This window comes from Mycobacterium haemophilum DSM 44634 (assembly GCF_000340435.2).
Classification (GTDB): domain Bacteria; phylum Actinomycetota; class Actinomycetes; order Mycobacteriales; family Mycobacteriaceae; genus Mycobacterium; species Mycobacterium haemophilum.
This window is the reverse complement of the sequence record NZ_CP011883.2, coordinates 2,738,608-2,757,894: the sequence shown is the minus strand read 5'-3', so window position 1 is coordinate 2,757,894 and position 19,287 is coordinate 2,738,608. Positions and strand designations below refer to the sequence as shown.

Sequence of the window (19,287 nt, the reverse complement as noted above, 5' to 3'; positions counted from 1 at the left end):
TGGCCGTCCCTGGCAGACTGTGCTGCGGTGATTAAGAAGGCGAACACGTATCAGCAAGACCCCTACGGCGACTTCGACCGTCAGCGGCGGGTGCATGAAGCGCCGAAGACTGCGGGTCTGCCGGGTAGCGAAGGCCAGCACCGCACCGAGTTCGCTCGGGACCGGGCCCGGGTGCTGCACAGCGCGGCGCTGCGACGGTTGGCGGACAAGACGCAGGTCGTGGGGCCTCACGAGGGAGACACTCCGCGCACTCGGCTGACCCACTCGCTGGAAGTGGCCCAGATCGGACGGGGCATGGCGGTCGGGCTGGGCTGCGACCTCGACCTCGTTGAGCTGGCTGGACTGGCCCACGACATCGGCCACCCGCCATATGGGCACAACGGTGAACGCGCGCTCGATGAGGTGGCAGCCGGCTACGGCGGCTTCGAGGGCAATGCGCAGAATTTCCGAATCCTGACCAGCCTTGAGCCCAAAGTCATTGATGCACAAGGGTATAGCGTGGGGTTAAACCTGACTCGCGCAGCCCTGGACGCGGTCACCAAATATCCATGGACGCGTGCAGACGGGCTTGGAAATGGGAGAAGCAAGTACGGGTTTTACGAGGACGACCGCGATCCCGCGGACTGGGTCCGCGTAGGCGCGCCGGTGGCTCGCGCGTGCCTGGAAGCCCAGGTGATGGACTGGGCTGACGATGTCGCCTACTCCGTCCACGATGTCGAGGACGGCGTTGTTTCGCAGCGGATCGACCTGCGCGTGCTCGCTGACGATGACGGGGCCGCTGCGCTGGCCAAGCTGGGGGAGGGCGAATTCTCCCGGGTGAGTGCCGACGAATTGATGGCGGCCGCGCGCCGGTTGTCCGGGCTGCCTGTGGTCGCCGCGGTCGGCAAGTACGACGCCACGTTGGCATCGTCGGTCGCACTCAAGCGATTAACCAGTGAGCTGGTTGGCCGGTTTGCCTCGGCCGCGATCGCGGCCACCCGTGCGGTGGCCGGTCCGGGACCGCTGGTGCGCTACCAGGCCGACCTGCAGGTGCCCGATCTCGTACGTGCGGAGGTCGCGGTGCTGAAAATCTTGGCACTGCAGTTCATCATGTCCGATCCGCGGCATCTGGAAGGCCAGGCCCGGCAGCGCGAGCGTATCCACCGGGTAGCGAATTGGCTGTACTCCGGGGCGCCACGCACCCTCGACCCGGTCTTTGCCACGGCGTTCACCACCGCTGCCGACGACGGCGCCCGCTGGCGGGTCATCGTCGATCAGATCGCCTCGTATACCGAAGGTCGGCTGGAGCGCATCGACGCCGGTCAGGCGAGTCCGTAGCACGTAGTCGGGTTAGACAACCCGTCATGCTCAAACTCGGTGCCGTTGCCACCCTGTTGCTCTTGCTAGATCCACGGTGTTGGCGATGCAGCGAGCCGAACCCGGCGTTCTAGACTGAGCCGATGGCCGGCCGGATCCCAGATCGCGATATCGCCGCCATCCGCGAACGGGTCCGCATCGAGGAAGTCGTCGGCGATTACGTCCAATTGCGGCGCGCCGGCGCCGATTCGCTTAAAGGCCTGTGCCCGTTCCACAACGAGAAATCACCGTCGTTTCATGTCCGCCCAAACCATGGCCACTTCCACTGCTTTGGCTGTGGTGAAGGCGGCGACGTGTATGCGTTCATCCAAAAGATCGAACACGTCAGCTTCGTCGAGGCGGTCGAGATGCTGGCCGACCGGATTGGCCACACGATCACCTATTCCGGCCCGGCCACCAGCGTGCAGCGCGACCGCGGTAGTCGCAGCAGGCTCATCGCGGCCAACGCGGCCGCAGCGGAGTTTTATGCCGCCGCGCTGGAGTCGGACGAGGCGGCACCGGCTCGCCAGTACCTCACGGAGCGCAATTTCGATGCGCAGGCCGCCCGTCATTTCGGCTGCGGATTCGCGCCGTCGGGTTGGGATTCACTGACAAAACATCTGATACGCAAGGGTTTTGAATTCAAAGAGCTGGAGGCTGCGGGGTTATCCCGGCAAGGGCGCCGTGGCCCAATGGACCGCTTTCACCGTCGGCTGTTGTGGCCGATCCGCACCTCGGCGGGTGAAGTGATCGGGTTCGGCGCCCGGCGGCTGTTCGATGACGACCCGATGGAAGCCAAGTACGTCAACACACCCGAGACGCTGCTGTACAAGAAGTCGTCGGTGATGTTTGGCATCGACTTGGCTAAGCGCGATATCGCCAAGGGGCATCAGGCCGTTGTGGTCGAGGGCTACACCGACGTGATGGCGATGCATCTGGCCGGGGTCACCACCGCGGTCGCGTCGTGCGGCACGGCGTTTGGCGACGAACATCTGGCAATGCTGCGCAGGCTGATGATGGACGACAACTGGTATCGGGGCGAATTGATCTTTGTCTTCGATGGCGACGCGGCTGGGCAGGCAGCGGCGCTGAAGGCATTCGACGGCGACCAGCAGGTTGCCGGTAAATCGTTCGTCGCCGTCGCTGCCGATGGCATGGATCCGTGCGACCTCCGGCTGCGCTCCGGTGACCAGGCATTACGAGACCTGGTTGCTCGTCGCAAACCAATGTTCGAATTCGCAATTCGAAGTTTGATTCCCGACGGAATGGTTCTTGACGACGAACCGCAGGCGAAAGTGGATGCGCTGCGCAGGTCCGTTCCTCTGGTTGCTCGGATTAGGGACTATGCGTTGCGCGACGAATACGCGCGACGCCTGGCGGGCTGGACGGGGTGGTCGGACGAAGGGCAAGTACTTGCCCGAGTGCGCGAAGAGGCCAACCGACGTGGCGCGCCGGAACGCACCAGACGGCGCAGCGCGAGCGTTGAGCAGTCACCATCCGTGCCGCCGCCGAGTGTTCCGACCGAACACCCCGCCGCCCGTCCCGACCCACGTGACCCAACGCTGTGGCCGCAGCGTGAGGCGTTGAAATCGGCTCTGCAGTACCCGGCGCTGGCGGGCCCAGTGTTCGACACGCTGACCGTCGAGAGCTTCACTCATCCCGGCTACGGCGCCGTTCGCGCGGCCATCGACGCGGCGGGCGGGACGTCGGCCGGCATCACCGGAGCGCAATGGATTGACGTGGTCCGCCAGCACACCACATCGGCGCTGACCGCCGGTCTGATCAACGAGCTGGGCGTGGAGGCGATCCAGGTCGACGACGAGAAGCTGCCGCGCTATATCGGCGGTGTGCTGGCTCGCCTGCAGGAAGTGTGGATGGGCCGGCAGATCGCCGAGGTGAAATCCAAGTTGCAGCGCATGTCGCCGATTGACCAGGGAGACGAGTATCACGAGCTGTTCGGCGACCTGGTCGCCATGGAAGCCTATCGACGCAGCCTGTTAGAGCAAGCCAGCGGCGACGATCTGACCGCCTGAGGTGGTGTTGGCCTCAGTTCGCGCCGTTCGCCCGCCACTCAGCAGGGCGTTCGACAATAGTGGTCTGGTTGTCGATTTCGGTCAGGGTCACGAACCCCGTGTCAGGTGAGATCCGATTGGCGACCTTGCGGCGCCCGCCTTCGATCATCGACTTGGCAATGGGACTGCCGGTAAGCGCGCGATAGGTGCCGACGAGCTGCTCGTAGCGGCGGCGGCCAGCTTTCGCGCCCAGCACATAACCCAGTCCAAGCACGATGACATACCGGATCAAAACGTTCCTCCCACGACGGTGCGGCTGGCTCCATCCTGCCTCACGCGCCTGGGTGCGTGCGCGCCCAATCCGGCTAGTCGCGGTGGCCGACGGCTAGTGGCCTGGTCCGCTCTTGGGTTCGGGTGGGCCAGTACGCTAGAGTCGTCCCGCGATCTGCGCCATCGTTTGCGTGGACCGAGCGGTCCCCTGTAGCTCAATTGGCAGAGCATTCGGCTGTTAACCGAACGGTTGGAGGTTCGAGTCCTCCCGGGGGAGCTGTGGTTAGCCGCATACGTGGCGTGCTGCCGGCGAGGGGCCTATTCGTAAACTGGTCGCCACGTGGCGTCACGGATGGCTTGCGCGACATCGGCCTGGATCCTGGTCGCGACCCCGTCTTCGACGGCGGCGTCATAGACAGCTGCAGCGACCGCGCTCGAGATGGCGCACAAGTTCCGCACATCCGGCAACAGCGAATCCCCGGGATTCGTCGGACTGGCTTGGCGGGCAATGGCCTTGGCTGCGGCGTGCAGCATTCCCTGGGTTAGCCGCCTGGCACCGGCCACGATAATGCCCATTCCGAGTCCGGGAAACACCAGCGCGTTGTTGGCTTGGCCAATGGTGAAGGTGGTGTGCTCGTCGTATTCAACAGGGGCGACCGGGCTGCCGGTAGCCACCAGCGCCCTGCCGTTCGACCACGCCAGAATGTCGGCCGGCATGGCCTCCATGCGTGAGGTCGGGTTGGACAACGGGAAGATCATCGGGCGCTCGCAGGACGCTGCCATCGTCTCGACAACCTCCCGGGTGAACGCACCGAAAACCGTCGAGCAGCCGAGCAGGAGTGTGGGTGATGCCATCTTGATCGCGTCGACCAGTCCGACCCGCTCCCCAGCAGCCACACCGAGCTGTCGGCGGTCTTTCGCATAGGGCACCTGAAAGTCGCGTAGGTCGTCCATGTCGTCGAACAGCAGACCCTGCTTGTCGATCGCCCAGATCTGCGACGTGGCCTGCTCGACGGTGGCGCCGTCGTCGATCATGGCGTCACGGATCTGATCGGCCACACCAATCCCGGCGGTCCCGGCTCCGAAGACAACGCTCACCTGGTCGCGCAGCGGGATACCGGTGACCCGGGAACCGCCGTGCACGGCGGCCACGACCACGGCGCCGGTGCCCTGCACGTCATCATTGAACACGCAGTAGTCGCCGCCATAGGTCCGCAGGATGTTCCGCGCGTTGATCGGCCCGAAGTCCTCGAAATGCAGGATCGCGTGCGGAAACAGCCGGTTCGCGGTCTCGATGTAGCGTTTGATGAATTCGTCGTATTCGGCGCCGCGGCGGCGCGCATGGCGGTTGCCGAGATAGAACGGGTCCTGCAGCAGTTGTTCATTATCAGTCCCGACATCCAAGGACACCGCAAGACAGCGGCGCGGATCGATTCCACCGCCGGCGGTGTAAAGCGCGAGTTTGCCCACCGCGATTTGGATGCCACCCACGCCCCAGTCGCCGATACCGAGGATGGCCTCGGCGTCGGTGCAGACGATCAGGTCGACATCGTTGGGCCCTAATCCAAAGGTTTGGAAGGCAGCGGTGATGTCGTCCGGTTCCTCGATGCTCAGAAAGAGTCCCCGCTGCCCACGGTATTCATCGGAGAAGCGCTGGATGGCCTCACCGACGGTAGGCGTGTAGACCACCGGCATCAGCTCCGGCAAATGGTCGGCCAGCACCTTGAAGTAGAGCAGTTCGTGTCGGTAATGCAGCTGCTCAAGAAGTAGGTTCCGACCCAGATCAGTTGCCAGGCTTTGCAATTGAATCCAGACGCGGTCGGCTTGTTGTTCCAGCGTTAGTACGGCCGACGGCAGTCGGCCGGTCAGTCCGAGCCGTCGCCGCTCCTCGTGAGTGAAGCCCACCCCACGGTTGAGGGTTGGTGAGGACATCGCGACCGGGATTAGCGGCGTGCGGGCGTCGCTCATCAAAACCTCCGTAGGTGTGTGGCGCGTGAGATCACGGTAACGCTGATCGAGATGAACGCATCTTGACGAGCATTTGAAACCTACCGTTCGGGCGTCACCGCCCGGTGCCCGGCTCCGTCGTCGAAGTTTGGCATTCCACGTGGCCGCGAAAGTGCAACTGCCGACCTAATCGCCCGCGAGTGGGTGTCGCCAGTTGCACTTTCGCGGTCAGATGGAGAAGTCCTCGCCGTGCCACACCCCGGCTTCGGGCGGCCGGATGACGCGGTCGGTTTGCGAATCGCCGCCCTCGGCCTCCAGCTTGGCCACCCTGGTGAGCAGGGATTGCAGGCTGACGCCCACCAGATCGGGCAGCACGGAGTCGTCCTCGTTGGCTGGGCCGGCGCGGCTGATGATCTGTCCGGGAACCCCGACAACCACAGCGCTTGCTGGGACATCCTTGACCACGACCGCGTTGGCGCCAATCCGGCTGTCCTCACCAATCTTGATCGCACCGAGGACCTTGGCGCCGGCGCCGATGGTCACGCGATCCCCGATGGTCGGGTGACGTTTACCCGTCTCCCGGCCGGTGCCGCCGAGAGTGACGCCATGGAACATGGTGACGTCGTCGCCCACCTCCGCGGTTTCCCCGATCACCACGCCGGTCGCGTGATCAATGAACAGGCCGGCTCCGAGCACGGCACCAGGGTGGATGTCGACCCCAGTCAGGATGCGGGTGAGTTCGGCGAACGCGCGCGCCGCCAGCCTGGCGCGACGGCCCCACAACCAGTGACTGACCCGATGGCCCCAGACGGCGTGCACGCCCGGATAGCAGAAGATAACCTCGGCCACCGTGGGCTGCGCCGGATCCCGCTGTCTCGCCGCCTCGATATCACGCCGGATTGTCGTAAACATGGCTAGTCGGCCAAGTCGGCGAACAGCACCGTGCTCAGATACCGCTCACCGAAATCGGGCAGTACGACGACGATCAGCTTTCCTGCATTCTCTGGCCGGCGGGCCAGGTGTAGGGCGGCGCAAACGGCCGCGCCCGAGGAGATGCCGACCAGCAGTCCCTCTTCCTTGGCCAGCCTGCGGGCCAGATCGAGCGCTTCTTCGTTGCCGACGGTGACGATCTCGTCGACCAGGCCCAGGTCCAGCACCGGCGGGACGAATCCAGCACCGATGCCCTGAATCGGGTGCGGACCCTTCTGGCCACCGGACAGCACCGGCGACGCGGCGGGCTCGACGGCGACGAACTGCGCGGCGGGCCGGCGCTCCTTAATGATTTGGGCAACACCGGTGATGGTGCCCCCGGTCCCGATCCCAGAAACGAAGATGTCAATCTTGCCGTCAGTGTCGCGCCACACTTCCTCGGCGGTTGTGACGGCGTGGACGGCTGGGTTCGCCGGGTTTTCGAATTGCTGTGGTATGAAATACCGTTCGTCGGTCTTCGCCAATTCCTCGGCCTTGCCGATGGCGCCCGACATGCCATCGGCGCCCGGAGTCAAGATGAGTTCGGCGCCATACGCTCGCAACAGCATTCGTCGCTCGATGCTCATCGTCTCGGGCATGGTTAGCACGCAGCGGTAGCCACGCGCCGCGCACACCATGGCCAGCGCGATGCCGGTGTTCCCGCTTGTCGGCTCAAGGATGATGGTGTCCGGCTTGATCAAGCCCGCTTCCTCGGCCGCGTCGATCATGGCCACGCCGATACGGTCCTTCACGCTGTTGGCGGGGTTGAACGACTCCAGCTTCGCGACGACGTCAGCCAGTGCACCGTCGGTGACGCGGCGCAGCCGGACCAGTGGCGTGTTACCGACTAATTGTGTGACGTCCTCGGCAATGCTCATATGCGCCGCTCGCCTCCTCGCCGCTTCGCGGCTGGGAGGTGCCCCCACTGCATCGTCGCCAGCGCGGCTCATCGACATTCGTCTCCAAGAGTCTCGGCTTCTCCAAACAGCTCAGCCTCGTTGACCTCCCAACTAATGTCGAACTCTATGGCCATTTCGGTGGGGATGGCTAGGGCAATGGGTGTTAGCCGCTGTGGTGTCGTCTCGAGCGCCACTGCGGTTAGTACTCGACCGGCGACGTTATGCGGCGTGGTTGCGGTCAGCGTTGTCGTCGACGTGCCCGCCGCTCGGCGTAGGTAGAAGTCTGTTCCCGGTTGGATGATGCCGTCGATGGCGTAGCCGTAGGTGTCGACGAGCGTGTGACCGTCGCTAGCGTTGAGCATCAGCGGGATTCGCACCTGGAAGGGGCCCACGAGTTCGGATTCGGCGATGGCGTTCGTGTCGACTAGGCCCGGTTCATCGGTTTGGCGCAGGGCTTGGCCTGCGCCCGCGAGCAAGTAGTTGTAGAGGTGCACAACTCGGTCGGCGTTGTGGTAGTGGCGAGTGCCGGTTAACCAGAAGTCGACGTGATCGATTGTCGGGGCGGCGCCATCGGTGGTGGTGATCAATCGGTAGTAGCGGTAACCGCGCCCACCGCGGCTGTGGCTGCTAGCCGACAGTGTGCTACCGACGCCAAGTGTCCGTTGGTGACGGCCGGTGCCGGCGGGTACGGCCAGCTGTGAGCCGGAAACATCTTGCCAGACAACGCCATTGGCCGATTTTTGCAGCTTCAAGTCGATCGGGGCGTCCGCGGCGGTCCATGCAGAATAGCCGCCGAGCTGTGGTTCACCGTCGAATTCGAACGTGATCACCGGTCCAGGGCCGCGATGCACCGCGACGGGCACGTTCCGCGGCCGAGTATCAAGAGCCAGGCCGTTGGTCAGATACCAGATCGCGGCCTGGGTTGCCGCAATTGCTTCATGTTCGCTGATATTGGCCGGCCCTAGTGGGTAGCCGGCCTCACGTAGCCGTCGGCTCAGGTCGGTGATGGAGCGCATCGGAAAGGAGTGGCGCAAAATCCAGTCCACCTCGACCTCGCAGACGCGTGCGCTCAGGTGCGGCAGTGCTGAGAACGTTCCCACGCGATAACGCGACGGATGGTGCGGTGCGATGCCGGTGAAATCGAGCGAGTAGGCATGCAGGTTGGGGTTGAGTCTGATCAGATCGGTGCGCGCGCACGTGCCGTCGGCGAACACAATCGTGTCGACCGTGTGGGAGTAGGTGCCGCCTCGGTAGCGAGTCATCTGCGGCAGGTCGGCGGCTGGCCGCACCGTGATGCGTCGGCGGGTCACCACCTGGGTCAGGGCGCGAGTGGATATGGACAACACGGTCATCGGTTGTTGGTCTTCCTGAAGGACGAGTTGCGTGGCGCGCGTCTCGATGCCGCCGGGCAGACTGGCATAGCACCCGTTTGCGGGGGAGAACGCGACGATCGCTGAGAGCGTTAACGGCGTCAGGAATCAGCAACAACGACAACAACAGTCCACGACGAGGCGGCGCGTAAGGACAAAGCGCGGCTGTGTGGGCTGATGCATAGCCCCACTATAGGGCATCGTGCGACGGTATGTGCATGTATCGGATTGAGCGACCGGCGGTCAGAATTTGAGACCCGCGTGGTTTAAACCGTTTGGCGCACCCATAAACTTCCCTACACTCAGCGCGCGAGCCCGCTTTGCAGTGGGCATCACGGGGGTGTTCAAAGTCAGCCGCTGTATTCGATCAACTATGGAAGGGTCAGGATGACGTCCGCTCAGAATGAGTCTCAGGCACTCGGCGATCTTGCTGCCAGGCAACTAGCCAACGCGACGAAGACTGTCCCGCAACTCGCAACGATCACGCCGCGGTGGCTGCTGCATTTGCTGAGCTGGGTGCCGGTGGAGGCGGGTATCTATCGGGTGAACCGGGTGGTCAACCCGGAGCGGGTCGCGGTCAACGCCGAAGCCGGTGCCGGCACCGAGGCGCCGCTGCCGGAGACCTTCGTCGACTACGAGACCAGCCCGCGGGAATACACGCTGCGTACGATTTCGACATTGCTCGATATCCACACCCGGGTGTCGGACCTGTACTCCAGCCCGCACGACCAAATCACCCAGCAGCTGCGGCTGACCATCGAGACCATCAAGGAGCGCCAGGAGTTCGAGCTGGTCAACAGCCCCGAATACGGGCTGCTGGCGCAGGTGACCCCGGAGCAGACGATCCGGACCCTCGCCGGTGCCCCCACGCCCGACGACCTGGACGCGCTGATCACCAGGGTCTGGAAGACACCGAGCTTTTTCCTGACACATCCGCAGGGCATCGCCGCGTTCGGCCGCGAAGCCACCTACCGCGGGGTGCCGCCCGTGGTCGTGAGCCTGTTCGGCGCCCAGTTCATCACCTGGCGTGGCATTCCGCTGATTCCGTCGGACAAGGTCCCGGTGCAGGACGGCAAGACCAAGTTCATCTTGGTGCGCACCGGTGAGGAACGTCAGGGCGTGGTGGGCCTGTTCCAGCCGGGGCTGGTCGGCGAGCAGGCGCCGGGACTGTCGGTGCGGTTCACCGGCATCAACCAGTCGGCGATCGCGACCTACCTGGTCACCCTCTACACGTCCTTGGCGGTCCTCACTGACGACGCACTGGCTGTGCTTGACGACGTCGCCGTGGATCAGTTCCATGAGTACAAGTGAGTATCGGTCGGTAGACGCCGAAAGCGAGTTGCCCGTCAGCGGCGCCGAGCTGGCCGCGCTGGCCACCCAGTTGTATGCGGCCAGCTTTCGGCCCGGGTCTGATGGCCCGCCGCAGGCGGTGCCGGTCGCCCCGCGTGGAAATGTGCCGGACACGACGGCCGCGGCTACGGCCGGGCGGACGGCGGCCGGCACCTCGGATCCGCTCACGCCTGGCGTTCCGGCTCTCCGCCTCTCGGACGTCTACGTGCCGGCCCCAACTTCGCCGGGGCCGGAGGCCGGGCCACCGCAGACGGTGCCGGTGGCGCCGCGCGGAAACGTGCCGGACGCAACCGCGGCGCCGTCGGCAGCCGAGACGACGGAGACGGTAGCCGATCCGTTCTTGCCACCCGGTGTTGCGGATCTGACGGCGTTTGCGGTGCCGAGTTCGGGCATCGTGTCGACGGTGCCCGGGGTGCTGTCCGGGATGACCCCGACGGTTCCGGTGGCGCCGCGCGGATCAGCGCCGGGCTGGCGCCCCGAAGCCCCGTCGGTTGGGGACCTGGGTTGGTCGGCTGCGCCGCCGGCCGCGCCGGTCGGTGACGAGGCGAGTTATCACTTCCTGAATAGGCCCGAGCCGGTGCCGCAGCTGCCCGACCAGCACGAGGTATTCGACGTCAACGCGGTGCGGGCCGATTTTCCAATCCTGGCCGAGACCGTCAACGGAAAGCCGCTGATCTGGTTCGACAATGCCGCGACCACCCAGAAACCGCAGGTGGTCATTGACCGGCTGTCCTACTTCTACGCCCATGAGAACTCCAACATTCACCGCGCGGCGCATGAACTAGCGGCCCGGGCCACCGATGCTTACGAGGAAGCCCGGGAAACAGTGCGGCGTTTCATCGGCGCGGCCAAGTCCGAAGAGCTCATCTTCGTGCGCGGCACCACCGAAGCGATCAACCTGGTCGCCTATGCGTGGGGTGGCAAGCATCTGCAACCCGGTGACGAGGTCGTCATCACCCACCTCGAACATCACGCCAATATCGTTCCGTGGCAACTGCTTTCGCAGCAGACTGGGGCAATCCTCAAAGTCGCACCGGTCGACGATGCGGGCAACTTGTTGATGTCGGAATTCGAGGATCTGCTGGGGCCCAGAACGAAGCTGGTGGCCGCGACTCAGGTATCAAATGCGTTGGGCACGGTGACGCCAGTTGAGAAGATCGTCGAGCTGGGTCATCGCTACGGTGCGCGGGTGCTGATCGACGGCGCCCAGTCGATTCCGCACCTGCCGATCAATGTCTCTGGGCTTGGCGCCGATTTCTTCGCATTCTCCGGACATAAGATCTACGGCCCCACCGGGATCGGTGTGCTCTACGGATGCGAGGACGTGCTGACGGAGATGCCGCCGTGGCAGGGCGGCGGCAACATGATCGCCGATGTCACACTGGAACGGTCGCTCTATCAGGGGCCACCCAACAAGTTCGAGGCCGGCACCGGCAATATCGCCGACGCCGTCGGGCTGGGAGAGGCGCTGCGGTACGTCGAGCGGGTAGGCGTCGAGCGCATTGCATCCTATGAGCACGCGCTGCTCGACTACGCGACCCCCCGGCTGGCCGACATCCCGGGTGTACGCTTGGTGGGCACCGCAACGGAGAAAGCCAGCGTGCTGTCGTTCGTGCTGGCCGGACACCAGCCGCTTGAGGTGGGCAAGGCGCTCAATGCCGAAGGGATTGCGGTGCGGGCCGGTCATCATTGCGCACAGCCAATTCTGCGGCGCCTCGGGTTGGAGGCCACCGTTCGTCCGTCGTTCGCCTTCTACAACACGTTTGAAGAGATCGACGTCTTCGTCAACGCGGTGCGTCGGATCGCGGAGGGCGGCGCAGGCGTCGGCTGATCGGTCGTCCAAGAGATCGTGAACGCCGTCGCGCTCGAATACTTCCCTTTCATGGTGTCGTAAATCGACGGTAGCTCAAGGCTTTTCAGCTGGACGTCGCGCCACACATCCAGTCCGGTCCAGTTGCTCAGCGCGAATACCCGCAGAGCACGGGGATCCCACCGGCCGAACTCGTCGCGGCGGGCCTTTCTGTCAGTCTGGGATTGGGCCGGTAGCGGTAAACCCATTCGTCGACAGGCATCTGTCACTCCGAAACGTAGCCGGACGGAAAACGGTGCACGACATGGAATTGCCTTCACACTGAGCGAAAGTCTTGCGTTCGAGCTTGAATCGTCCGCACGCTGACGCCAGCGGCGATGGCCAAACGAGAGACCGGAGCGGTGTGGCGGTGGATGCTCAGATGGGTTTCGGCATGGCGGATAGGAATTCGCATGGCGGTCAACCTCGAACTGATTAGGCCTAGGAGGAAGCCAAATGATCTTCACCCAGCACTACCTAGCCTGTTTGTCGCAGGCTTCCTATCTGATCGGGGATGAGACCACTGGCCGCGCCGTCGTGGTCGACCCGCGCCGCGATATTCACGACTACCTCGGTGAAGCGGCTGAGCATGGGCTCAGCATCGAACGAGTTATCGAGACGCATATCCACGCCGACTTTTTGAGTGGTCATTTGGAGCTGGCGGCCGCCACCGGTGCGCTGATCTCCTTCGGTGCGGGCGCCGACGTTGCGTTTCCGATTGAGCCATTGCGGGATGGCCAGCGGATCTCACTCGGAGAAGTGACTCTTGAGGTTCTCGCGACACCCGGTCATACTCCTGAGTCGATCTGCATTGTGATCTACGAGCACGCCAACGATGAAATTCCCTACGGGGTGCTCACCGGTGACACGTTATTCGTCGGTGACGTTGGGCGCCCAGATCTCTTGCTGGCTTCCGGCTTATCGGCGGATGCGCTCGCTGAAACGCTGTACCGCTCGCTGCACGGCAAGCTGTTGACGCTGCCCGATATTACCCGGGTGTTTCCTGCGCATGGCGCCGGGTCGACATGCGGCAAGCAGCTGTCGACTGAGACCAGTTCGACGATCGGCGAGCAGCGACTGACCAATTATGCGCTACAGACGATCGACGTGGACCAGTTTGTTGCCGCGGTGACCAACGGACAGCCGGTGCGTCCGCGTTACTTTGAGTTCGCTGCCCATCGCAATCGCGAGTTGCGCCCGCTGCTCGACGAAAATCCACCAGCCCTGCTGGATGTCGATGACGTGTGCAAGCACGCCCAAGCGGGAGCAATCCTTCTGGACAGCCGTGAGCCGGGCGATTATGCGTCCGGGCATCTGCGCGGCGCGGTTAATGTTGGCCTGCAGGGACGTTTCGCCGAGTGGGCTGGCCATGTCTTGTCACCAGACCGCGACATTGTGTTGGTCGGCGATGTCGAGCTGGCGCGTGAATCCAAGATCCGACTGGCTCGTGTGGGGTTCGATAGAGTCGTTGGTCAATTACGCGACCTTGCAGGCGTTTTGGCGCAACGACCGGATCTCGTTGCGGCCACTTCACGATTGACCATCGAGCAGCTTGCTGAATTGCGTGGCTTGGAACCTTACTTGCAGCTGGTAGACGTGCGCAGTACGCACGAGGTGACGGGTGGCAAGATCCCAGGAGCTCTTGAGATTCCGCTGGCGTCCCTCATGGAGTCGATAACGAATCTCGATCGGGGAGCCCCGGTGGTCGTCTATTGCGCCAGCGGCTACCGCTCGATGGTGGCCGCGAGCGCGCTCGCGGCGTCCGGTTTTGACGACGTGTCGGACGTGCTTGGAGGATTCGGCGCTTGGCAAAGCGCTGGTCTGCTCGCATTGTGTGGAGAGAACGGCGACATCGTCGACGACGCACCACAAGTCGGCCCGCGAGCGGCCAATGCGATGGTCGATGCCGGTGCGCTGCTGCTTGACGTGCGCGAGCCCGATGAATGGTGTACCGAGCACGCGCCCGGAGCGATGTTGTTGCCGACCGGACGCGTGCGTGCTCGACATCATGAATTGCCGCGCCACCGCCGCATCGTGGTGGTGTGCCGGTCGGGTGGGAGGTCGGCGGCGGTGGCGGCGTTGCTTTGTCGGTTGGGCTTCGACGCCGTCAATCTGGCGGGCGGCATGTGCGCGTGGGCTGCCGCCGGACTGCCGGTCGTCGCCCACGGCGCTGACCCGGGTCTGATTGTGCACCGGGAGGAGCCGCTGAATTGTGAGACATCAGTCGCTGCGTTAATCGGTGGTGTCGTGATGCCCGTTGCCCGCTTTTACGTCCGCAACCACTTCGCAACGCCGACATTGGATCCCGAGCTATATGAGTTGTCGATCGGTGGCCTGGTTGAGCGGCCGTTGCGGCTTCGGTTGCGCGATCTGCACAACATGCCGTCACACTCGTTGGTTGCCACGTTGGAATGTGCCGGCAACGCTCGAGCTGGTTTCGATCCGCCGGTCGATGGTGAGCAGTGGCATTTTGGGGCGGTGAGCACCGCGGAATGGACGGGTGTGCCGCTGGTGGAGATCCTGGGACGGGTGGGTCTGACGGCCGGTGCCCACGATGTCGTGTTTCGCGGCGCCGATGCCGGATTGGTTGCCGGTGCAACCGCACCGGTGCGGTTCGAGCGCGCCCTATCGGTGGACGACGCGCGTGGCTCAGGTGCCCTCATCGCCTACGCGATGAACGGTGAACCATTGCCGCTGCAGCATGGTCGCCCGGTACGGCTCATAGTTCCTAGCTGGTACGCGGTGGCCTCGGTCAAGTGGCTGACGGAAATCGAGGTGATTGGACAGCCGCTCGACGCCTTTTTTCAGTCGGAACGGTATACCTACGAATGGGAGCAGGACGGCGCCGTGGTCCACGAGCCCGTTGGCTTGCAGCGCGTCCGCGCGTTGATCACCGAACCGGCAGACGGCGCGTTGCTGGCGGGAGGTGAATTTGTGGTGCGTGGTGTCGCTTGGTCAGGGGTTGCGCCAGTCGAACGGGTCGACGTCGCCATCGGCGAGGGTTCGTGGCAGCCCGCACGGCTGCTCGGCGAACACCGCCGGCACAGCTGGCAATGGTGGGAACTGTGCACACAATGCGAATCCCAGGGGCATCCCACACTCACGACAGTGCGAGCGCGGGCGACCGACCAGGCTGGGCGCACGCAGCCTGAGGAGCCCGAATGGAATCGTCTCGGCTATGGCGGCAACGCAATCCAGACGATTTCCGTCACGGTCGCATAACAAGAACAAACGGCAGATTCACAGGCTTCGCTAAGCTCGCGGGGTGGTGCGTCAGCTGGTCGTGATGTTGTTGAGTCTGTGCCCAGGTCTGGCAGGCGCCGGATGCGGCTGGAAGCCGCCGACACCATCACCACCGTCGCCCGACACGTGCAAAGTCTCCGACGGACCGACGACCCAGACGGTGCAGCAGGCCATCGCTTTGGTTCCGATCCTGACTCCGGGATCGATCTGGGTCGAAATCGCCCGGGGACATAGCCGGAACTGCCGCTTGTACTGGGTGCAGATCATCCCCAGCATTGCCACCGAGTCGACTCCCCAGCAGTTGTTGTTTTTCGACCACAACACCCCGCTGGGTACACCGACCCCGAACCCGAAGCCCTACATAACTGTGCTGCCTCCCGGCGACGATACGGTGACGGTTCAGTATCAATGGCAGGTCGGCGACGAGCAGCCGTGCTGCCCTAACGGTATTGGCACAGTGCGATTCCGGATCGGATCCGACGGCAAGCTGCAAGCCCTCAGCGCGATCCCGCATCAGTAGTCCATCAGTAGTCTTGGTGCGCTGATCTTTTCGGCTCAGCGGTGCGCCCAGACAGGCAGCGTTTTCAGGAGTTCTACAGGAGTTCCTCAGGAGTTTCAGGCTCTCCGGGAAGTGCCTTGTGCCCGGAAGCCTGGCACCCTGGGAGGCCGTGGCTGCACACGCGGCCGGGTTAAGGAGGGCGATGGACCAGCAGGTGCTGCTGCAAGCCGAGGAGTCGCCGCGCGACCTCGGTCGCAGATCGAGAGCTGTACCCACTGACCATCGGGGCAGTCCAAGGCCGAGCCGCTTCCGGCTGCGGGTGGGGAGCGCGTGTCGCATCTCGCATTGGGACGCTGAGGATCAAGCGGCCTGGGAGGCCGGCAACAAAATCATCGCCCGGCGCAATCTGCTCTGGTCGGTCCTGACAGTCCACCTGGGGTATTCGGTGTGGACGCTCTGGCCGGTGATGGAGCTGTTCATGCCCAAGGACGTATACGGCTTTTCCGCGGGCGACAAGTTTCTGCTCGCCACCACCGCGACCCTGGTTGGGGCGTGCCTGCGGATGCCGTACTCGTTGGCCACCGCGATCTTCGGTGGCCGCAACTGGGCGATTTTCTCGGTGACGGTGCTGTTGATCCCCACTGTTGCCACCATGGTGCTGTTGGCGCATCCGGGCTTGCCGCTGTGGCCGTATCTGGTGTGCGCGGCACTGACCGGGTTGGGCGGCGGTAATTTCGCGGCGTCGATGACTAACGCCAACGCCTTCTACCCGCATCGGCTCAAGGGTGCGGCGCTCGGGCTCGCTGGTGGGGCCGGCAATCTTGGGGTGCCGATGATCCAGGTGGTCGGGATGCTGGTCATCGCCAGCGTCGGTGACCGAAAGCCCTATGTTGTGTGCGGATTTTATGTGGTGCTGTTGATAGTCGCCGGGATCGGAGCGATGTTGTTCATGAACAACATTGACCACCACCGTGTCGAGGTGACCCGCATCCGGTCGATCTTGTCCGCCGTGGTTTCCACCCGTGACAGCTGGGTTCTCGCGCTGCTCTACCTGGCAAGTTTCGGTTCGTTCATCGGTTTCTCGTTCGCGTTCGGCCAGGTGCTGGAAACCAACTTCGTCGCCGGCGGACAAAGCACGGCTCAGGCCGCGTTGCACGCCGCCGAGCTGGCATTCATCGGACCGACGCTGGCCGCGGTAGCCCGGGTTTGGGGCGGCCGACTGGCCGACCGACTCGGCGGCAGCCGCGTCACCCTGATGGTTTTTGCTGCCATGGTTGTTGCCGCCGGGTTGCTGGGGGTACTGGGTATGAGCGAGGGCTCACACGGCGGCCCGATCAGGGACGCCATGATGGCCAGCTACTTCGCCGGATTCATCACCCTGTTCATCTTGTCTGGGTTGGGCAATGGCTCGGTGTACAAGATGATCCCGACAATTTTCGAGGCTTGCAGCCATTCCCTGGGGATCAACGACGCCGAGCGCCGCGACTGGTCACGAGTCATTTCCGGGGTCGTCATTGGTTTCGTCGCGGGGATCGGTGCACTCGGCGGTGTCGGGATCGACCTGGCGTTGCGTGAGTCCTACCTCAGCACTGGCGGGGTGACCGCGGCGTTTTGGATCTTCATGTTGTGCTACGCCGCGGCCGGTGTCCTGACCTGGAAGATGTACGTGCGTCGACCACTGCCAGGCATCCGCACGGCGAAGCCGCCAATGCGTCTGCGGCCAGCGTCGGAGCCAGCTGAGCTCATCGGGGCCGAAGCTTAGACGGGCCGATTCTCGGGGTGCAGCATCTCGGCGTAACGCAACTGCTCTGGGACCCCGAAACCGTCGACCAACGTCTTGGCATAGGTCTGCAGCGCGCGGCATCGGTCGTTGATCCCCCGGTGATATGCGCCGCTCGCCGCGTGCAGCACATGACTTTGCACGGCGTTGAATGCGTCGAAAGCCGACATCGTTTTACGACCCGCTCAGCACATGGTTGTCGCGTGAACACGTCGGTGTCGGCGCGCAATGCGGTCAACCGGTTCTCGGTCAGATAGCCCGCGCTTCTAGCTCGCGTTGCTCATCGGCATCGGCATCGGCATCGGTGACGTCGGACGTCTGCAGCTTATGGCACCTAGACACCAGCTCGTTTTGGGCGAATTGCAGTGCATAGGACCTCGCTATCAACGGAAGCCGCCGCCGCCGACCGTGACCCGTCCACGGATCAACGTGCCCCGCGAAAATAGCTGCGACACTGGCGGTCTCGGCGGCGCTTCCGATGTAGTCCTTGCGGGCCGTCGGGGTGGGGGAGTGACGAACTCTTGGGCAGCGCCGACGTCGCCGACGTCGCCGGTGCCGCCGTGCTCCTTGCGGAGTCCTTCGTCGGAGATGCCTGCAGCGGCGATGAGCTTCATCTGCTCGAATACTTTGGCCCGGGCGATCACGGTGTTCGGGGTGTAGTGCGGGCGGAATTGTTCACCCTCGAAACACGTCGGGCACCAAGATCTTCTGCCGTGCCGGCTAGCTGGATGATACTGGTCTCTAGGGTGCATCAGGATGAAAGGGCGAAGCTGAAATGCAGACATGGTGGTCGCCGAGCGGTGTGCGTCGGGTCCTTGCCGTAGTCGGGGTTGCATGCGGTGTCGCTGCGCTCAACGCTGGTGTGGCTAGCGCTGACGGCCCGGTCCAGTTGAGAAGCCGATTAGGCAATTTTTGTCTGGACACCCCGGGCGACAGCTGGGCGGTCGTCATTACCCCGACGGTGATCAACCCCTGCAATGGGTCGGACTTTCAGCGCTGGAATCTCACCGATGTCGGGCAGCTTGAGAGCGTGGCCTTTCCCGGGAAGTGCCTGGCGATGGAGAACAACTGGTGGGTGCATGTCCTGCCCTGTATAGATTTCTATACCGAGAAGTGGACCATCCAGCCCAACGGCCAGGTCACGACTTATCTCAATGCCTGCCTCACCGTTTCTGGCGGCGCGAATCCGGGGACTCCGGTCACGGCCAGTCTTTCTTGCAACGCCGATGCACCCGACCAAGGGTGGGATGTTATTTCGTGACCGGGCTCGCCGCGGTAGGTCTGGTCAATAATCCGACGTCGTCGGTGGTATCGAGGATGCAGTGTTGAATCCGGGCAGCAGTAGGCCAAAGTTGGTGTTTGTGATGCCACACTATCTGGCCGCTCTACTTCTATACGGTGTTCGCCGCCGCCTTCGGGTGGCCGTTGGTCAGCACGCAGAGATTCTTCCGATCAACCATCATCGCCTGGTGCGGAGTGGGGCTGTGCCTCGTCGGTGTAGTGATTCTGGTGCTCAGCCTGGTGTCATTTGGATTCTCCTGCTCTACCTAGCCGGCGCCACCCTGTTGATCCACCGGCAAGTGCTACGGGAGGAAGACTTCATGCGGCAGCGGTATGGCCAGGAGTACCTCGAGTACTGCAGCCACGTCCGACGGTACATCTAACGGGGTTTCGCCCCAGCCCGACGAGGCGTGTCTTTGGTTGGTTTGAGGGTTGCGGTCATCGGCGGTCCCGTCGTGGCGTCGACTGTGCACTGAGGGCTTT

At 63.7% G+C, this 19,287-nt stretch carries 14 protein-coding genes, 1 tRNA gene and 2 pseudogenes; 9 read left to right on the top strand and 8 right to left on the bottom strand.

Annotation, left to right across the window (positions count from 1 at the left end; genetic code table 11):
- Positions 1-27 precede the first annotated feature (27 nt).
- Together B586_RS12940 and dnaG are read left to right on the top strand one after the other, a co-directional pair.
- On the top strand, positions 28-1,317 hold the full coding sequence (locus B586_RS12940) for a deoxyguanosinetriphosphate triphosphohydrolase (protein WP_156406773.1): 1,290 nt from the start codon (positions 28-30) through the stop codon (positions 1,315-1,317).
- A 122-nt stretch (positions 1,318-1,439) separates the two neighbouring features.
- Positions 1,440-3,368, top strand: a complete 1,929-nt coding sequence (gene dnaG / locus B586_RS12935) for a DNA primase (RefSeq protein ID WP_054879727.1) — start codon at positions 1,440-1,442, stop codon at positions 3,366-3,368.
- Between the two features lie 13 nt (positions 3,369-3,381).
- Here the strand turns inward: dnaG and B586_RS12930 are convergent, their stop codons facing one another.
- Entirely contained in the window at positions 3,382-3,639 is a 258-nt protein-coding gene (locus tag B586_RS12930) for a hypothetical protein (protein ID WP_054879728.1), read from the bottom strand.
- Between the two features lie 182 nt (positions 3,640-3,821).
- Between B586_RS12930 and B586_RS12925 the strand changes: the two genes are divergently transcribed.
- Positions 3,822-3,894: transfer RNA gene (locus B586_RS12925), tRNA-Asn, on the top strand.
- 41 nt (positions 3,895-3,935) lie between these two features.
- Here B586_RS12925 and B586_RS12920 read toward each other — a convergent pair.
- The 4 genes from B586_RS12920 to B586_RS12905 form a co-directional block, all read right to left on the bottom strand.
- On the bottom strand, positions 3,936-5,585 hold the full coding sequence (locus B586_RS12920; protein ID WP_047315108.1) for an NAD-dependent malic enzyme: 1,650 nt from the start codon (positions 5,583-5,585) through the stop codon (positions 3,936-3,938).
- Between the two features lie 207 nt (positions 5,586-5,792).
- Positions 5,793-6,476, bottom strand: a complete 684-nt coding sequence (gene cysE, locus B586_RS12915; RefSeq protein ID WP_054879729.1) for a serine O-acetyltransferase — start codon at positions 6,474-6,476, stop codon at positions 5,793-5,795.
- A 2-nt stretch (positions 6,477-6,478) separates the two neighbouring features.
- On the bottom strand, positions 6,479-7,411 hold the full coding sequence (gene cysK / locus B586_RS12910; protein ID WP_054879730.1) for a cysteine synthase A: 933 nt from the start codon (positions 7,409-7,411) through the stop codon (positions 6,479-6,481).
- Positions 7,412-7,479: 68 nt separating this feature from the next.
- Positions 7,480-8,784, bottom strand: coding sequence for a TQXA domain-containing protein (locus B586_RS12905; protein WP_054879731.1), 1,305 nt, complete (start codon positions 8,782-8,784; stop codon positions 7,480-7,482).
- 405 nt (positions 8,785-9,189) lie between these two features.
- Here B586_RS12905 and B586_RS12900 point away from each other — a divergent pair, with 405 nt between their 5' ends.
- Together B586_RS12900 and B586_RS12895 are read left to right on the top strand one after the other, a co-directional pair.
- The gene (locus tag B586_RS12900; protein ID WP_047315112.1) at positions 9,190-10,113 is read left to right on the top strand and encodes a family 2A encapsulin nanocompartment shell protein; all 924 of its coding nucleotides are present in this window, start codon (positions 9,190-9,192) and stop codon (positions 10,111-10,113) included.
- A complete protein-coding gene (locus B586_RS12895; RefSeq protein ID WP_054879732.1) occupies positions 10,100-11,983 on the top strand; it encodes a family 2A encapsulin nanocompartment cargo protein cysteine desulfurase in 1,884 nt (627 codons plus the stop codon). Before B586_RS12900 ends, B586_RS12895 begins: the two co-directional genes overlap by 14 nt.
- Before the next feature lie 21 nt (positions 11,984-12,004).
- On the opposite strand, the pseudogene B586_RS22105 reads toward B586_RS12895, so the two are convergent.
- A pseudogene (locus tag B586_RS22105) lies at positions 12,005-12,162 on the bottom strand (sulfate adenylyltransferase subunit CysD); the annotation flags it as partial.
- Between the two features lie 295 nt (positions 12,163-12,457).
- On the opposite strand from B586_RS22105, the gene B586_RS22605 reads away from it, so the two are divergent.
- The 3 genes from B586_RS22605 (at position 12,458) to B586_RS12880 (ending at position 17,505) form a co-directional block, all read left to right on the top strand.
- Complete coding sequence (locus B586_RS22605; RefSeq protein WP_082607619.1) at positions 12,458-15,223, top strand: molybdopterin-dependent oxidoreductase; 2,766 nt, start codon at positions 12,458-12,460, stop codon at positions 15,221-15,223.
- 64 nt (positions 15,224-15,287) lie between these two features.
- A complete protein-coding gene (locus B586_RS12885; protein ID WP_047315147.1) occupies positions 15,288-15,764 on the top strand; it encodes an LppP/LprE family lipoprotein in 477 nt (158 codons plus the stop codon).
- 181 nt (positions 15,765-15,945) lie between these two features.
- Positions 15,946-17,505, top strand: a complete 1,560-nt coding sequence (locus B586_RS12880) for a nitrate/nitrite transporter (RefSeq protein ID WP_156406772.1) — start codon at positions 15,946-15,948, stop codon at positions 17,503-17,505.
- On the opposite strand, the pseudogene B586_RS22785 reads toward B586_RS12880, so the two are convergent.
- Positions 17,502-17,928: pseudogene (locus B586_RS22785) on the bottom strand (hypothetical protein); the annotation flags it as partial. The gene B586_RS12880 and the pseudogene B586_RS22785 sit on opposite strands and share 4 nt — an antisense overlap.
- Positions 17,907-18,167, bottom strand: a complete 261-nt coding sequence (locus B586_RS22780; protein WP_054879735.1) for a hypothetical protein — start codon at positions 18,165-18,167, stop codon at positions 17,907-17,909. The pseudogene B586_RS22785 and the gene B586_RS22780, both read right to left, overlap by 22 nt.
- A gap of 131 nt (positions 18,168-18,298) precedes the next feature.
- Here B586_RS22780 and B586_RS12865 point away from each other — a divergent pair, with 131 nt between their 5' ends.
- Positions 18,299-18,784 carry an Rv1419 family lectin gene (locus tag B586_RS12865; RefSeq protein ID WP_054879736.1) on the top strand — a complete coding sequence of 162 codons (486 nt, stop codon included), beginning with the start codon at positions 18,299-18,301 and terminating at the stop codon, positions 18,782-18,784.
- Positions 18,785-19,287: the final 503 nt, after the last annotated feature.

What these genes read in the sequence shown, in the direction of transcription:
- dnaG (WP_054879727.1), top strand. Translation starts at nt 1,440, where the DNA reads ATGGCCGGCCGGATCCCAGATCGCGATATCGCCGCCATCCGCGAACGG.
- B586_RS12920 (WP_047315108.1), bottom strand. Translation starts at nt 5,585, where the DNA reads ATGAGCGACGCCCGCACGCCGCTAATCCCGGTCGCGATGTCCTCACCA.
- cysE (WP_054879729.1), bottom strand. Translation starts at nt 6,476, where the DNA reads ATGTTTACGACAATCCGGCGTGATATCGAGGCGGCGAGACAGCGGGAT.
- cysK (WP_054879730.1), bottom strand. Translation starts at nt 7,411, where the DNA reads ATGAGCATTGCCGAGGACGTCACACAATTAGTCGGTAACACGCCACTG.
- B586_RS12905 (WP_054879731.1), bottom strand. Translation starts at nt 8,784, where the DNA reads ATGACCGTGTTGTCCATATCCACTCGCGCCCTGACCCAGGTGGTGACC.
- B586_RS12900 (WP_047315112.1), top strand. Translation starts at nt 9,190, where the DNA reads ATGACGTCCGCTCAGAATGAGTCTCAGGCACTCGGCGATCTTGCTGCC.
- B586_RS12895 (WP_054879732.1), top strand. Translation starts at nt 10,100, where the DNA reads ATGAGTACAAGTGAGTATCGGTCGGTAGACGCCGAAAGCGAGTTGCCC.
- B586_RS22605 (WP_082607619.1), top strand. Translation starts at nt 12,458, where the DNA reads ATGATCTTCACCCAGCACTACCTAGCCTGTTTGTCGCAGGCTTCCTAT.
- B586_RS12885 (WP_047315147.1), top strand. Translation starts at nt 15,288, where the DNA reads ATGTTGTTGAGTCTGTGCCCAGGTCTGGCAGGCGCCGGATGCGGCTGG.
- B586_RS12880 (WP_156406772.1), top strand. Translation starts at nt 15,946, where the DNA reads ATGGACCAGCAGGTGCTGCTGCAAGCCGAGGAGTCGCCGCGCGACCTC.
- B586_RS12865 (WP_054879736.1), top strand. Translation starts at nt 18,299, where the DNA reads ATGCAGACATGGTGGTCGCCGAGCGGTGTGCGTCGGGTCCTTGCCGTA.